12 protein-coding genes and 1 tRNA gene are annotated in these 15,567 nt (G+C 63.1%); 4 read left to right on the forward strand and 9 right to left on the reverse strand.

The features are described 5' to 3' along the window. Positions 1-44 precede the first annotated feature (44 nt). From J0W34_RS17240 to J0W34_RS17260, 5 genes are read right to left on the reverse strand one after another with little or no spacing between them, the layout of a single operon-like run. Complete coding sequence (locus tag J0W34_RS17240; RefSeq protein ID WP_227817953.1) at positions 45-293, reverse strand: YfhL family 4Fe-4S dicluster ferredoxin; 249 nt, start codon at positions 291-293, stop codon at positions 45-47. Between the two features lie 16 nt (positions 294-309). Further along, positions 310-798 carry a pantetheine-phosphate adenylyltransferase gene (coaD, locus tag J0W34_RS17245; RefSeq protein WP_227817952.1) on the reverse strand — a complete coding sequence of 163 codons (489 nt, stop codon included), beginning with the start codon at positions 796-798 and terminating at the stop codon, positions 310-312. Further along, entirely contained in the window at positions 795-1,337 is a 543-nt protein-coding gene (gene rsmD, locus J0W34_RS17250; RefSeq protein WP_227817951.1) for a 16S rRNA (guanine(966)-N(2))-methyltransferase RsmD, read from the reverse strand. The genes coaD and rsmD overlap by 4 nt, the downstream gene beginning before the upstream one ends. After that, a complete protein-coding gene (locus J0W34_RS17255; protein WP_230969608.1) occupies positions 1,334-2,680 on the reverse strand; it encodes a M16 family metallopeptidase in 1,347 nt (448 codons plus the stop codon). The genes rsmD and J0W34_RS17255 overlap by 4 nt, the downstream gene beginning before the upstream one ends. Before the next feature lie 17 nt (positions 2,681-2,697). Next, on the reverse strand, positions 2,698-4,110 hold the full coding sequence (locus tag J0W34_RS17260) for a M16 family metallopeptidase (RefSeq protein WP_230969609.1): 1,413 nt from the start codon (positions 4,108-4,110) through the stop codon (positions 2,698-2,700). 127 nt (positions 4,111-4,237) lie between these two features. Between J0W34_RS17260 and ftsY the strand changes: the two genes are divergently transcribed. The 4 genes from ftsY to J0W34_RS17280 all read left to right on the forward strand — a co-directional run bounded on the left by ftsY (position 4,238) and on the right by J0W34_RS17280 (position 11,566). Continuing rightward, positions 4,238-5,494: a signal recognition particle-docking protein FtsY gene (gene ftsY, locus J0W34_RS17265; RefSeq protein WP_230969610.1), complete on the forward strand. Its 1,257-nt coding sequence runs from the start codon at positions 4,238-4,240 to the stop codon at positions 5,492-5,494. Continuing rightward, positions 5,491-6,153, forward strand: a complete 663-nt coding sequence (locus tag J0W34_RS17270) for a cell division ATP-binding protein FtsE (RefSeq protein WP_227817947.1) — start codon at positions 5,491-5,493, stop codon at positions 6,151-6,153. Before ftsY ends, J0W34_RS17270 begins: the two co-directional genes overlap by 4 nt. Continuing rightward, on the forward strand, positions 6,153-7,052 hold the full coding sequence (gene ftsX, locus J0W34_RS17275; RefSeq protein ID WP_230969611.1) for a permease-like cell division protein FtsX: 900 nt from the start codon (positions 6,153-6,155) through the stop codon (positions 7,050-7,052). The genes J0W34_RS17270 and ftsX overlap by 1 nt, the downstream gene beginning before the upstream one ends. Positions 7,053-7,156: 104 nt before the next feature. Then, positions 7,157-11,566: a CHASE domain-containing protein gene (locus J0W34_RS17280; RefSeq protein ID WP_230969612.1), complete on the forward strand. Its 4,410-nt coding sequence runs from the start codon at positions 7,157-7,159 to the stop codon at positions 11,564-11,566. A 24-nt stretch (positions 11,567-11,590) separates the two neighbouring features. Here the strand turns inward: J0W34_RS17280 and J0W34_RS17285 are convergent, their stop codons facing one another. From J0W34_RS17285 to J0W34_RS17300, 4 genes are all read right to left on the reverse strand, one after another. Then, positions 11,591-12,145, reverse strand: a complete 555-nt coding sequence (locus tag J0W34_RS17285) for an NADPH-dependent FMN reductase (RefSeq protein WP_227817944.1) — start codon at positions 12,143-12,145, stop codon at positions 11,591-11,593. A gap of 159 nt (positions 12,146-12,304) precedes the next feature. Then, the gene (locus tag J0W34_RS17290) at positions 12,305-13,096 is read right to left on the reverse strand and encodes an SDR family NAD(P)-dependent oxidoreductase (protein WP_227817943.1); all 792 of its coding nucleotides are present in this window, start codon (positions 13,094-13,096) and stop codon (positions 12,305-12,307) included. Between the two features lie 228 nt (positions 13,097-13,324). Continuing rightward, positions 13,325-13,415 (reverse strand) — tRNA-Ser (locus J0W34_RS17295). Between the two features lie 77 nt (positions 13,416-13,492). After that, positions 13,493-15,532, reverse strand: a complete 2,040-nt coding sequence (locus J0W34_RS17300; protein ID WP_227817942.1) for a sodium:solute symporter family protein — start codon at positions 15,530-15,532, stop codon at positions 13,493-13,495. Positions 15,533-15,567: the final 35 nt, after the last annotated feature.

Raw genomic sequence — 15,567 nt, forward strand, 5'->3', positions numbered from 1 at the left:
AGCGAGGCACCGGCCTCGCTTTTTTGTTGCGTGCTGCCTGAAGCTCAGCCTTGCGTGAGCTTCACGAACTTGGCCATCAGATCGTCCTGCGACTCCTTGTGGTCCGGGTCGTGCGGGATACAGTCCACCGGGCACACTTGCTGGCACTGAGGCTCGTCGAAGTGGCCAACACATTCGGTGCACTTGTTCGGGTCGATCTCATAGATCTCGTCACCCTGGTAGATGGCGTTGTTCGGGCATTCCGGTTCACACACATCACAGTTGATGCATTCGTCGGTAATCATCAGAGCCATGGCTTGATCCTCTCTCCTAGTTCGCTTGATTCAACTTCACCCGCAGGCGCTGTGCCACGGCAGGGTGAACAAATTGTCCGACATTTCCCCCGAAGCGCGCGATCTCGCGCACCATGGTGGCGGAAATGAACATGTACTCCTCGGCCGGTGTGAGGAAAACCGTCTCCACATCGGGAAAGAGCTTGCGGTTCATGCCGGCCATCTGGAATTCGTATTCGAAATCTGAAACAGCCCGCAAGCCACGCAAAATCACCCGGGCCTGCTGCGCCCGGACAAAATCCATCAGCAGCCCGGAAAACCCGACCACTTCAACGTTGGCGAAGCCGGCCGTCACCTCACGGGCGATGTCGACACGCTCTTCGAGTTCGAAGATGGGGCCTTTGCCCGCACTGGCTGCCACCGCCACGATAACGCGCTCGAACAGCAGTGACGCGCGACGCACCAGATCTTCATGACCCCGGGTCATCGGATCGAAGGTCCCAGGATAAATGACCGTGCCGTTCATGCGCCCCCTCGCCTCTTCAGCAACTGAAAACAGACCTGCCCGGCGCGCCCCGACTTGACGGCCTCGAATTCGCCCAGTGACTCAACAGGCACTTCGGCCTCGATATAGAGCCAGCCGTCGGACGCCACCAACGCCTCCAGGTGTGGTTCAAGCTGCTCGATCCAGCCCTTGTTGTAGGGCGGGTCGAGCATCACCAGATCGTAGGGCCGGGACGCAGACGCGGCGAATTTTAGCGCATCCAAGCGCACCAACTCCACCTGATCTGCCCCAAGTGCTTGAGCATGCTGCTTTAAGAGCGCAAACACACGGGGGTTGAACTCTACCATGACCACCTCTCCAGCTCCGCGCGAGGCCGCCTCGAATCCCAGCGCGCCTGAGCCGGCGAACAGATCGAGACAGCGCCAACCGTCCAGGTGCTGGCCGAGCCAGTTGAACAGGGTCTCACGCACGCGATCCGGCGTCGGGCGCAGCCCGGTCGCGATGGTCACGTTAAGCATGCGCGATCGCCACTGGCCGCCGGTAATGCGCACCCGGCTCAAGGCCGGCCCCCATCGTCCGCCACGTCGCCACTGCCGCCCACGACGACGGTCACCAGATGCTGCGGTAGTACGCGACGCTTGAAGGCATCACGCACGTCGTCCACCGTCAGCGCCTGCACCGCCTTGGGGTACTCGGTCAGCCAGTCGAGCGGCAGGTCGTAAAAGCCGATCACCGAAACATAGCCAAGCAGTTTGGCATTCGAATCGAGTCGAAGGCCGAAGCCATTGACGATGTTGGCCTTCGCAGCGGCCAACTCATCCTCACTGGGTCCTTGATCGATGAAGTCCGCCAGCGTCTGCCGCACCACTTCGATGGCTTCATCCGTTTGCCGGCCTCGGGTCTGAAGACCGATGCGGAAGGGGCCAGCGACCCGGTGCGGGGAAAAATGGCTATAAACGCTGTAGGCAAATCCGCGCTTCTCGCGGACCTCCTTCATCAACCGGGAGACGAATCCGCCACCGCCCAGCACGTAGTTGCCGGTCAGCAATGCGTAATAGTCGGGATCATCGCGACGCAGCCCCGGCATGCCAATGGCGATATGCGCCTGCGCCGAGGGATTGTCGATCCGCAGCAGCTTGGCATCGGGCATGACCGGGCTCGGCAAGGCCACCGAGGGGCGCCCCTCCGGCAGGCCGTCGGTCAGGACTCGCGCGATGCGGTCGGCCTGCGCCCGGTCCACATCGCCCACGATGCTGATACTCGCCACGCCCGAGGCGTAGTAGCGTCGATGAAAGCTGACCAGATCCCCCTGCGTGATCGACTTGAGCGACGCTTCGGAGGCCGAAGCCCCGTAGGGGTGAGTCCCGTAGATTTCGGCCATGAAGGCACGATCGACCAGGTAACCCGGTTGCGTTTCGGCCTCCTGCAACCCAATGATGGCCCGGCCGCGCTCACGATCGAGGATGGCGACCGGAAACACCGGATCACGCATCACTTCAGCCATCAACGCCACCGCCGCCGTGCGCTCGGTCTCACTCGACAACACCCGCAAGCTCACCGATGCCCGGTCAGTGCCGGCGCTGGCGCCGAACTGAGCGCCCAGATCGGCAAAGCGGTCTGCGAGGGCATTTTCGTCGTAGCGGGACGTGCCCGCATCCAGCAGGCCGGCCACCATGCCCGCAAGCCCGGCTTTTCGTCCGGGCGAGTAGGCGCTCCCCGCGGGAAAGTCGACTTGTACATCCACCATCGGCAAGGCGTCGGCGCGCACGAAGTTCACCCGGGCGCCACTGGGCAGCGTCCACTGTTCGATATCGACCGCCGACATCGCTGGCATGGCCACGCCACACAACAATGCGACGCTGGCTGTTCGCAGGAAACCCATCAAGCGGGGAAGATCAATCATTCGGTCTGTCTTCATGGTCAATGCCGCACCGGCACACTCGGGCGGCGCGGTTTGGATTCACTGATCGGGAGCGGATCAAGGACCGCCACGGTGAGCGAGTCATCGCTGAAATAGCGGTTCGCTACATCGCGCACTTCATCGGCGGTCACGCTGCGAATGCCTTCGAGCATCACGGCGGCATCGCGCCAGGACAGGCCAACGCTCTCCAGCGAGCCGATTTCCATGGCTTGCCCCATCAACGAGTCTTTCTGAAAGACCCGGCTCGAAACAGCCTGCGTCTTGACGCGCGCCAGTTCATCCGCGGCCACGCCTTCGGTCTGCACTCGAACCAGTTCCGCACGTAGCGCCGCCTCCACGTCTGCCACCGTCTTGCCGGCGGCCGGAGAGCCGTCCATGAAGAACAGCTGCGGCCCTCTGCCGATGCCGTCGTAACCTGCGCCGGCCGACACTGCGACCCCGGCTTCACGCACCACCCGTCGCGGCAAGCGCGCACCACTGTAGCCATCCAGCACCGCCGCAAGCACCTGCAGCGCGTAGACGTCGCGATCCGCCGCTGCATCCCGCAAATCCGGGGCAGCCCAGGCCATGACCACATACGGCAGTTCCGCAGGTGCCCTGACGCTGACACGTCGCTCACCCCGGCGCGGAGGCTCTTCAATCAGCGGTCTCGACGGCAGGGCGGCTCGCGGCCTGACCTGCCCGTAGGTGGCGGCCGCCTCGCGAAAGACGGCTTCATGATCCACATCCCCAACCACCACGAGCGTCGCGTTCTGCGGCGCGTACCAACGGTCGTACCAGGCCCGGGCGTCATCGGGCGTCATGTGATCCAGGTCGCTCATCCAGCCAATCACCGGCCGACGGTAGGGGTGCGCATGAAAGGCGGTCGCCATCAACTCTTCGAACACCAGGGAGCGGGGTTTGTCATCGGTGCGCATCCGCCGCTCTTCCTTGACGACCTCCACTTCCTTGGCAAAGTCCTCGTCCTTGAGCATGAGCCCGGACATGCGATCGGCCTCAAGTTGCATCATGCGCGGCAACTGGTCGGCCGGGACTTGCTGGAAGTAGGCGGTGTAGTCGTGACTGGTGAAGGCGTTGTCGCGCCCGCCCACGCCGGCCACGATCTTGTTGAACTCGCCCGGTCCGACCGCTTCGGTGCCCTTGAACATCATGTGTTCGAGCACATGGGCCACCCCCGATGTGCCATCAACCTCGTCCATGGCGCCGGCTTTGTACCACACCATGTGAACCACCGAAGGCGCGCGGCGGTCTTCCTTCACCACCACCTTCATCCCGTTGTCGAGCGTCATTTCAAAGGGGTTCGCCATGGCCGGTCCGACCAGCACGACGCCCGCGACCGCCCCCAGGAGCCATCGGCGGACCCCGGCGAGGCCCCAGCCGTGTACTTCGGAGCGAAGTCGTTTCTGTGTCATCCACGCATCCTGCATCTGATAAAATTTGCGTTTCGTCCGGCGACCGGACGGCGAGCCATGGTAGCGGCTCGTCGCGGGCGCTGCCAGCCGGCCCGCGCGGCAATCCACCCATGTGACTCGAATCGCCATGTTTGGTTTCTTCAAGAAATCCGCAAAGAAGGACTCGCCTGCCGAACAAAAGGACAGTGCGGTCGACGCTCAGGACCTGAACACTGCCACCACGCAGGTGCCCCAAGACCCCGAGTCCGGGCAACGCAAAGACGCTGTCGACCACGACGCGCCCACCGAGGTGGCACCAGCTGGATTGAGCGACGAACAGATCGAGCCCCCCACCGACGTCGCGTCCCCGGGTGATAGCCCCCCGGAGAGTGCCCCTCAGGGCGAGTCACCCGTCGCGCCTGTGGCGCATGATGCCAGCACCGAAGTGCCACCGGTGCCTGCGCCCGTGGCGCCCGCGCCCAAGCTCAGCTGGCGCGACCGGCTCAAGGCGGGCCTCAATCGCACGCGACTCAACCTGGCCGGCATGTTCGGTCTGCGCAAGATCGACGAGGAGCTGCTCGAAGACATCGAAAGCACACTGCTGATGGCAGACTGCGGCATCGAGGCGACCACACACCTGATTGGCGCCCTGCGCACGCGCTGGAAGCGCGACGGGCTGGAAACCGCCGACCAGCTGCGAGAAGCGCTGGTCGAAGAACTCACCGCCATCCTCGCCCCGCTCGAAGCGACGCTGGATGTCACCACCCACAAGCCTTTCATCATCATGGTGGCGGGCATCAACGGGTCGGGCAAAACCACCTCGATCGGCAAGCTGGCCAAGTGGTACCAGGGCCAAGGCAAGAAAGTGCTGCTCGCAGCGGGCGACACGTTCCGGGCGGCCGCGCGCGAGCAACTGATGACCTGGGGCGAGCGCAATGGCGTGGACGTGATCGCTCAGGAGTCCGGCGATCCGGCAGCTGTGGTCTTCGACGCGGTCAACGCCGCCAAGGCGCGCGGAATTGATGTGGTGCTGGCAGACACGGCCGGCCGCTTGCCAACGCAGAGCCATCTCATGGACGAGATCGCCAAGGTGCGCCGGGTCATCACCAAGGTGGATCCGACGGCCCCGCATGAAGTGCTGCTGGTGCTGGACGCCAACATCGGTCAGAACGCGCTGGCACAGGTAAAGTCCTTCGACGCCGCGGTCAAGGTGACCGGCCTGGTCATCACCAAGCTCGATGGCACCGCCAAGGGCGGCATCCTGGCCGCCATCGCCCGCCAGTGCCCCAAGCCACTGCGCTTTATCGGTGTAGGCGAAGGCATCGACGATCTTCGCCCCTTCCAGGCACGCGAGTTCGTTGACGCCCTGTTTGCCAAATCCGAATCACAGAAGCCCCGGGCATGATCGTTTTCGAGCAGGTCACCAAGCGCTACCCGGGCGGGCACGAGGCGCTCACCGAGGTGAGCTTCGAACTTCGGCATGGCGAACTGGTCGTGCTGTCCGGCCACTCGGGCGCCGGCAAGAGCACACTGCTCAAGATGATTCCGGTCGTCGAGCGTCCCACCAGCGGACGCGTGCTCATCAATGGACAGGACGTCAGCCATCTGCCACGCAACGCAATACCCTACCTGCGCCGCAGTCTGGGCCTGATGATGCAGGACAACCGTCTGCTCTACGACCGGAATGTGCACGACAACGTGATGCTGCCGCTGGTCATCACCGGCATGGCACCCAGTGACGCCGGGCGACGTGTGGACGCGGCCCTTGAGCGCGTAGGGCTGGCCGGGCGCGGCAAGGAAATGCCCATCGGCCTGTCGGGCGGCGAACAGCAACGGGTATCGATCGCCCGTGCGATTGCCAACAAGCCCTCGGTGCTCATCGCCGACGAGCCCACGGCCCACCTAGACGCCGATTACGCCCGCGACATCGCACAGCTGTTCGAGTCGTTCAAGTCGGTCGGCGTCACCGTGATCGTGTGCACTCACGACCCCACGCTCTTTCACGAGACCCGCCCGCGCCGGCTGGTGCTCAATCAGGGGCGACTGATCGAGGGGGCCGAATAATGCGCGCCTGGTTCTATCAGCACCGCAAAGCGCTGGCCCATGCCCTGAGCCGCCTGGTCGGGCAACCGATCGGCACGGTTCTTTCCGCCCTGGTGGTCGGTATCGCGCTCGCCCTGCCGGCCGGGGGCTTCGTCCTGGTGGACAACGTGGGTTCGCTGGCGCGCGGCGTGACCGGCAGCCCGGAGATCAGTCTGTACCTGTCGCTCGAGGCGACCGACGACGACGTCAAGGACATCGAGGCCCGTCTGCGCGACAGCAAGGAGTTGTCCGGTTTCCAGTTTGTGGCGCGCGACGCGGCCCTCAAGCAACTGGCCGACAACGGACTGGCCGACGTCCTCGACGGTCTGCCCGGCAACCCGCTGCCGCACGCCTTCATCATCACCCCGGCCAACGAAGATCCGGCGCTGTTCGAGACACTCAAGGCACGTTTCTCGGCCTGGCCCATGGTCGAGCACGTGCAACTCGATGCCGCCTGGGTGCAACGTCTTCATGCCTTGCTGGCCCTGGCCGAACTCTGCGTCTCGCTGCTGGCCATCCTGCTCGCCTGCGCGCTGGTGATCATCACCTTCAACACCATCCGGCTGCAGATTCTCACCCAGCGGGCCGAGATCGAGGTCACCCGTCTGCTGGGTGCCACCGACCAGTTCATCCGTCGCCCCTTCTACTGGCTCGGTTGCCTTCAGGGGCTCTTGGGGGGCGTGGTGGCCTGGGGCGTGGTCTCGGGCGGTGTTGCACTGTTGCGCCCGCCGGCGGAAGAACTCGCCGCCGCCTATGGCGCCGTGTTTGCCCTCAATGGCCCGACCACCGACCAGGTCGCGCTACTGCTGCTAATTGCGGTCTTTCTCGGATGGCTGGGCACAGCGCTGTCGGTCCGCCAGCATCTGCGCGCCGCCGAATAACGGATTTCGCCTGAAGGATTCAAGGCTTCCCGAGCCACGCCGTAACTCTTAGATGAGCTGGGCGCCGGTGCGCCCGTGTCGATTGGCTTGTTTCCGGAATGCGCTTGGCATCGAGACTGTTCTACAACATCGCTTTGGTGATCGCGTACCTGCTGTTGTGCGCGCTCGGCCAGCTCTTCCCCCCGGGAGATACGGGTATTCCGCCGATCGCCTTCGGGGCGGGCCTGGGGATCGTCGCGGTGCTCATCGGCGGAAGCAGCTTGCTGCCCGGGGTCGCCATTGGCGCGGCCATTGCCACGCTGCCCGGCTTCACATTCCATGCGGACATCCACCCCTTCTATTTTCCAATGGCCTTGGCCGACGCGGCTGGCGTGAGCTTGCAGGCTGCGCTGGGCGCAGCCCTCGTACGCCAGCACGCAGAAGAGAAGTGGCGAGACCTGCTCCATGACCGTGACACGCTGATTTTCTTCGGCCTGGCCGCCATTGTGGCCAGTGTCGTCGCCCCCACCACCCATGCCGCCAGCGCAATGGCCTTCGGGCTGCTGGACACGAGCCTTGCCGGCAGCGTGTGGACGCACTTCTACATCAGCAATGTGCTGGGGGTGCTCATCGTCGCCCCGATCGTGATTTCCCTGTTGCGCAGCCGGACCATTGCCTGGCAAGACCGGGTGCTCGTGCAGATTCCCGTGATGGTGGTGTGCATCACCCTGATCCTGCTGGCCGCCCAGGCCATCGACCGCTGGGACGAGGAGCGCCAGACCCGAGAACTTGAAACCACGGCCGACACCATTGCCCAACAGCTCGCCCGCCGGGCCGTGGCACACCACGAGATTCTCGGGTCGCTGGCGCGCATGTATGAGATCTCTCGGGATTTCAACTACGCTGATTTCGAACACCTGACCCGAGTCACGCTGCTCAAGAATCCGGACATCTTTGCCTTGAGCCTCAATCCGCTGGTCACTGCCACCGAGCGCGCGGCGTTCGAGACAAAAATGCGGGTGATCACCGGCCTTCCCGAATACCGGATCGTCGAGCGGTCCAGTGCCGGAAAACTGGTCGCAGCGGGCGACCGGCCGTATTACGTTCCGGTCGCTTTTATCGGCCCCTTGCAGGGAAACGAACGCGCCCTGGGGTTTGACATCAATTCGAATCCCCTGCGCAGCCATGCCATCGAACGCGCCCTGGCCATGGGTGATATGGCGCTGACAGCGCCGATCCGGCTGATCCAGGAAAGCACCAGCCGCCCCGGCGTGCTCGCCCTGTCCCCGGCGTATTCGTTTGCCCGGGCAGGCGCCGACGGCAAGCGGGCTCCGATCGGCTTTGCGGTGGCTGTGCTCAAGGCTGACCTGCTGATCAACATTGCCACCACCGGACTCAGACATGAGGGCATCGACTACACCATTACCGACGAGAATGCGCCGGAGGGTCAGCGCATGCTCTATTTCTCGGGTCCGGAGCCAACGTCGACACTTCCCGAGTCCGCGTGGCGACGCAAGGTCCAGATGGGAGATCGCAGCTGGCAGATCGCGACTTATCACACCTCGGCGCGCAACCTGCTGACCGACTGGGCCTGGATCGCTTCTGTCATTGGCGGCTTGCTGGCGGCGGCCCTTCAGTTCGTGTTGATGTCGATGACAGGCCGCACGGCACTGGTCCGCCAGCTCGTGGCCGAGCAAACCGCCGAGATCGAATCGCAGCGCGATGCGCTCGCCGGCAGCGAGCAACGCTATCGGCAGCTGTTCGCCCATTCGCACGCGCCCCAGCTGCTGATCGACCCTTTCAATGGCCGCATCGTGGCGGCCAATCTCGCTGCGGAGCATTTCTACGGCTATCGGGAGCAAGAGTTGCTCGCCATGGACCTGACCGATCTCGTCGACGAATCCAGGCGAGGCGATCAACCCCAGGCCTTGCCGGGTTACGACACGCGCCCGCAGCGCACGGAGCACCGCCTCAAGAGTGGCGAGGTCAGGACGGTCGACTGTCGCGTGGCCAGCCTGCAATTCGGCGAACGCCACCTTCGCCTGCTCGAGGTTCAGGACACGACGGAACAGAACGCACTCGAGGAGTCACGCAACCGCCAGCTGGCCTACCTGAGAGCGATGAACGACCTGGGCAACCGATCCGCCGGGCTGGATATCACGGCGCGGCTGACAGAGGCCCTGCGCCTCGGGACCTCCCTGCTCGGCCTGGAGGTCGGAATCATCGGCCAGACGCGCCAGGGCAGCCACCGTATCGTTGCAGCGGTGGCAAACGACTCGGCCATCCGCGAGGGGCTGGAGTTCAATCTTCAAGACACCCTGTGCAGCATCACGCTGGCCGAGAACGACATCGTCGCAGTCGAGCACATGGCCCGCTCCCGCTACCAGCACATGCCGTGCTATCTCAAATGGAGTCAGGAAGCCTTCCTGGGCGCGCCCATCCGGGTCGATGGTCAGATCTACGGCACCGTACACTTTTCCAGTCGCGCCCCCTATTACCGCCCCTGGGACGACAACGACCGTGAATTCGTCAGTTTGATCGCGCGCTGGATCGGCGCCCGACTGGAGCGCGACTTCACGCAGCAACAGCTGGCCGAATCCGACGAACTCCTGCGCAACGCCATCGAAGCCATCGGCGAGGCCTTCGTCATCTACGATCCGGAAGACCGCCTGATCTTCTGCAATGATCGCTACAAGGACCTTTACAAGACGTCTGCGCCCGCCATCGTTCCGGGCGCCACGTTCGAATCGATCCTGCGCTACGGAGCAGAACGCGGACAGTACCAGGAGGCGCGCGGACGAATCGACGAATGGGTCGCAGAGCGTCTCGAGGCCCATTTGTCGGGCAACATCGATCTGGAGCAACCGCTCGACGACGGGCGCTGGTTGCGTATCCGCGAACGCAAGACCACCAGCGGCCACATCGTCGGCTTCCGCGTGGATGTGACCGAGCTGTTCGAGGCCAAGGAAGCGGCCGAACGGGCCAACGTGGCCAAGAGCCAGTTCCTGGCGACCATGTCGCACGAATTGCGCACGCCCATGAATGGGGTACTCGGCATGGCGCAACTGCTCAAGATGCCGGATCTCTCGGAGGATGAACGGCTCGAATACGCCGAAGCCATTCTTGAATCGGGCAATACCCTGCTCAGTCTGCTCAACGACATACTGGATCTATCCAAGATTGAAGCCAACGCGCTTGAGCTGCGTCCGACGGGTTTCGACCCGGCCACCATGCTCAATCATGTCGCTGGACTCTTCCGCCCGAACGCTCAGGGTAAGGGGCTTGAACTCAGGGCGGAATGGCGAGGTATGCCCGGACGACAATACCTAGGGGACGAAACACGCTTGCGTCAGATGATCGCGAATCTGGTCAGCAACGCCATCAAGTTCACCGATTCAGGAGAGGTCACCATCTCCGGAGGAACCTCGCCGAGCGACGACGGTGGCGCCCAGATCCGCTTCGAGGTCACCGACACCGGCTGTGGCATTGCACCCGAGCAGCAATCCTTGCTCTTCAAACCGTTCTCCCAGGTGGATGGCTCCAGCACCCGGCGGTTTGGCGGCACCGGCCTAGGGCTCTCGATCGTCCGGCGCCTCGCCAACATGATGCAAGGTGATGCCGGGGTCACGAGCGAAGCCGGCAAGGGCTCGACCTTCTGGTTCACCGCCCGCCTTGAACCCATACACGATGAAACACCCCGGGTCACGTCCGCCCCGGTCCAGAGCACCAGCCAGCCCGATCAGTCCTGCGGGACCGTGCTGGTCGTGGAAGACAACGCCATCAACCGCAAAGTGGTCAAGTCCATGCTGGTCCGCCAAGGGTATGCCTGCTTCCTTGCCGACGACGGCCAACAGGCCGTGGACGTGGTGACGCAGGGCGCCGTCGAGCCCGATCTGATTCTGATGGACTGCCAGATGCCGATCATGGACGGCCTTGAGGCCACCCGGCACATTCGGCGCTGGGAAACGGCTGAATCACGCACGCGCGTGCCGATCATTGCACTCACCGCGAGCGCGTTCGCCGAAGACAAGACACGCTGCGACGAAGCGGGCATGGATGATTTCCTGCCCAAACCCGTCGATTTCAATGCCCTTGAAACACTGCTCAAACAGTGGATCGACTCAAGCGCCGCGCCACGTCCGGCTTCGCCACGTCCTGAGGCGAGCGTGGTCCAGGCCCGCGCCACGTTGGATGAAAGCAGCCTTTTCGATCGGTTCGACCAGGACAGTGATCTCATCATGACCGCGCTGGAAAACTATCGGAGCGAATGGCAAGACCTGATTCGCCCCATGAGCGCCGCGCTGGAAGCAGACGATCTCGATTCGCTGACGCGCCACGCACATTCCATTCGCGGGGTCGCGGCCACGATTTCGGGGGTCGCGGTCACTGACTTGGCGCTTGCGATCGAAACCCGTGCTCGTCATGGCGAACGGGACGGCCTTGAGGCACAGATCGCCCTCATGGAGCAACAGGCCCGCCAGCTTTCAGACGCCGCAGCCCGGCTGCTGGAGCGCTTGCCACACCCCGGCGTCTGACATATCAGGTTGGCCAACCAGGCCTTACCCGCCGACCTTGGCGATCCAGCCCTTGAAGCTGTCGGAAAACTGCTGAAGAAACTTGCGCGTGTCCTCATTGGTGAGTTTTCCATCATCGTCGAGCAGATTGGCCACGCCGGGGATGTAGACCTCCGGTGCCGGCAGCAAGGGCATGTTCAGGCAGGCGACCGACTGACGCAGGTGCTGGGCCGCCCCGAACGCCCCCATGCCACCCGGTGACACGCTGATGATCGCCGCCGGCTTGCCGATCAGCACGCCTTTGCCATAGGGGCGCGAACCCACATCCAGCGCATTCTTCAACACGCCCGGAACGGAGCGGTTGTATTCGGGCGTGACGAACAGAACCGCGTCGCTGCCACCGATTTCATCGCGCAGACGTGCCCACGCGGCGGGGGCCGAATCCCCATCGATATCAGGATTGTAATGCGGCAGGTCGCCAATCTCGGCGACACGCAGATCGAGATCCGGTGCCGCCATCTCCTTGATTGCGTTGGCGATGGCCAGATTGAAAGACCCTTTGCGCAAAGAGCCAACGAGGACAGATACCTTGTAAGTCATGATGTGTTCTCCAGTCTGTTGGGGGCACGCAAGGCCGGTCTGCGCCGGCAGGGTGCCAGGGAAATGCGACGACGCATGCGCCCAAGCCGGCTCATGCCATCATCATCAAATGCTTGTTCTAGGACAGGCGTTGCCGCGATTAGTGCCTGGGGATGACGCTCAGATGCTGTCCACCACCCCGCCATCGACCCGCAACGCAGCGCCAGTTGTTGCAGACGCTTGCTTCGAACAGGCGTAGACAACCATATTGGCCACCTCCTCACAGGTCGCCGCGCGCTGAATGACCGACGACGGGCGCGCGTCCATGACGAAATCAGCGGCCACGTCCTCAAGCAAGCGACCGCTCTGGGCCACATCATCAGCCAGCATGTCGGCAAGGCCTTCTGACAAGGTCGGTCCCGGCAGCACCGAGTTGACGGTGACGCCGGTGCCGGCCATACGCTTGGCCAGGCCACGTGCAATCGAGAGCATGGCGGTCTTGGTGAAACCGTAATGAATCATGTCACTCGGGATATTGATCGCCGACTCCGACGCAATCATGACGATGCGCCCCCAGCCGGCCTTCTGCATACCCGGGGCATAGGCGCGCGACAATCGCACGGCGGACATAACATTCACATCAAAGAAGTGCTGCCAGGTGGCATCATCAGTCTCGAAGAAGTCCTGCGGACCATAGATGCCCAGGTTGTTGACCAGCACATCACAATGAGGGAATCGCTCGACGAGCGCGGCACACCCCTCGACGGCCCCCAGGTCACCCGCAAAACCATCGACTTTCGCCTTGTCGTCAGCGCCCTTGAGACGATCGAGCGCATCGTCGACCTGCGCGGCTGTCCGGCCGTTGATCACTACGTGAGCGCCTGCTGCGGCAAGCCCCTGAGCGATGGCAAACCCGATTCCCCGGGTCGAGCCGGTCACGATGGCAAACTTGTCTGACAGTTCTATCTTCACGCGATCCTCCTTGCTGAGCGCCTGCGCCCAAAGCGGCGAGACAATTCAAGTCATGCACTCAAGGTATCACCTGCGTTGAAGGAGATCAGCCCGGCTCTGGTAGAAGCATTGTCACGACAACCGCAACAATCAAGTTCCGAACCGATGCGTTACGTTTTATTTCTAACGCAAACCCGATCGATGAAGACAAAAAAAGCGGCCCCTTGGGGCCGCTTTTTCATGAAATTCTGGCGGAGAGGGCGGGATTCGAACCCGCGTCAGGGTATTACCCTGAACACGCTTTCCAGGCGTGCGACTTAAACCACTCATCCACCTCTCCGTGGAAGAGGCGAGAGTTTAGCAGAATTCGGCTTTATTTAAACCCTTTTTTTCAGGCCATGCGCAGGCCCAGGGCAGTCAGCGCGACACCGGGTCGCTGGCGCTGGGATAGCGGACAAAATCTACCAGCGCCTGGACCTCCCGCGGCGGCGGCGGCGTGAGCAGACTGACCGCAATGGCCACGACAAACCCCAGGGGCACCCCGAAGATGCCCGCCGAGATCGGGTCGATATCGAACCAGGCATTGGCCATACTACCGCGGAAGAAGGGATGCGTATGGGCGGCATAGAAAAGCGTAATCCCCAGTCCGCTGAGCATGCCTGCGATGGCCCCCCATTTGTTTGCCCGTTTCCAGAAAATGCCCAGCACAAGCGCCGGAAAGAACGCCGAGGCCGCGATCGAAAAGGCCAGCCCGACCATGAACAGGATGCTGTCAGGTCGCATTGACGCAACCCAGGCAGCGATCGCCGCCACGAGCAGCAACTGACTTTTGGAAATCACCAAGCGGCGCTGGGTCGTCGCCCGCGGGTTGATCACCTTGAAATAGAAGTCATGCGAGAGGGCATTGGAGATGGTCAGCAACAAGCCGTCAGCCGTCGACAATGCAGCAGCCAGCCCACCGGCAGCGACCAGCCCGGATACCACATAAGGCAGTCCGGCAATCTCCGGCGTAGCGAGCACGATCACGTCGGTATTCAGGCTCAACTCAGCCAGTTGAAGGACGCCATCACCATTGAGATCCTCGACGCTGACCATACCGACTTTGCCCCATGAGGCCACCCAGTCGGGCAGCTGGGCCAGGCTAGTGCCCACCAGCGTGCTGTACACCTCCCACTTGGCGAACACGGCGTACGCAGGCGCCGTGACGAACAGCAAGGTGATGAACCCCAGCGACCACAACACCGAGCGTCGCGCTTCGGCCACGCCCGATGTCGTGTAGTAGCGCATCAGCAGGTGCGGCAGCGCGGCAGTGCCCAGCATGAGAACGAAGACGAGCGCCAGAAAGTTGCGCCTCACCGCATCGCGCGCTTCAGGCGTGTCCGCACTGAACGCGGCCGCGTGTGAGGGCGGAGGCAAGGAGCGCTCCAGCGCCTCGTCGCGCAAGGCCCGCCACTGCGTTCTGGCTTCTCCCTCCGTCCGTGGCAGATCGCGCAATGCCCGCTCGGCCTTGGCAACGTCCCGGGCAGACCCGTCGCCCATGCGCAATTCGTCAAGCTGACGATGGAGAATCCGCCGCTCGGCGTCGAGCGATCCGGGCAAATGGTCGATCTTGCGCTGATACGACTCCGCCCGCGCCTTGAACTGCGCCCGCACTTCGAGTTCCAGCGGATCGTTGATCAACGCCTGCTCTTTCTCGCTGAGGTTCTGCAGTACCTTGCCGTAAATCACTTGCGGCACCGGCACGCCGGTAATCTTGTAAGACAGGATCACGACCGGAGTCAGATACGCGATGATGAGGATCACGTACTGGGCCACCTGCGTCCAGGTCACCGCACGCATGCCCCCCAGAAACGAGCACACCAGAATGCCTGCCAGTCCGACAAACAGGCCGATCTCGAACTCAACGCCCACAAAGCGGCTGGCAATGAGCCCGACGCCATAGATCTGCGCCACCACATAAACGAAACTGGCGAGAATGGTGGCCGCCAGTCCGACCACACGGGCGAAGTTGCCTTCGTAACGGGCACCGAGAAAATCGGGAATGGTGTATTGCCCGAAGCGCCTGAGATACGGGGCCAGCAGCAGCGCCACCAGCACATACCCCCCCGTCCAGCCCGTGACGAATGCCAGGCCTTCGAATCCGGCGAAATAGAGTGTGCCCGCCAGCCCGATGAAAGACGCTGCGCTCATCCAGTCGGCGGCCGTGGCCATGCCGTTGAACATGGCCGGCACGCGACGCCCGGCCACATAGTACTCAGCCACATCAGCGGTTCGGCTCATCACGCCGATGCCCGCGTAAATGGCAACAGTGGCAAACAGGAACAGGTGGCCAATCACGCGATTGGAAAGCCCCATCTGCTCGCCAACCGCCAGCAACAGCACGAAACCGAGGAAGGTCGCGGTGTACCAGCCGTAGTAACGGCGCAACCGCTGCGAGAAGCCCGAATCAGTCGGCATGCTGTCGCTCATCCCTCCCGATCATGGCATTCGGG

Origin of the sequence: Nitrogeniibacter aestuarii (assembly GCF_017309585.1) — a bacterium.
Classification (GTDB): domain Bacteria; phylum Pseudomonadota; class Gammaproteobacteria; order Burkholderiales; family Rhodocyclaceae; genus Nitrogeniibacter; species Nitrogeniibacter aestuarii.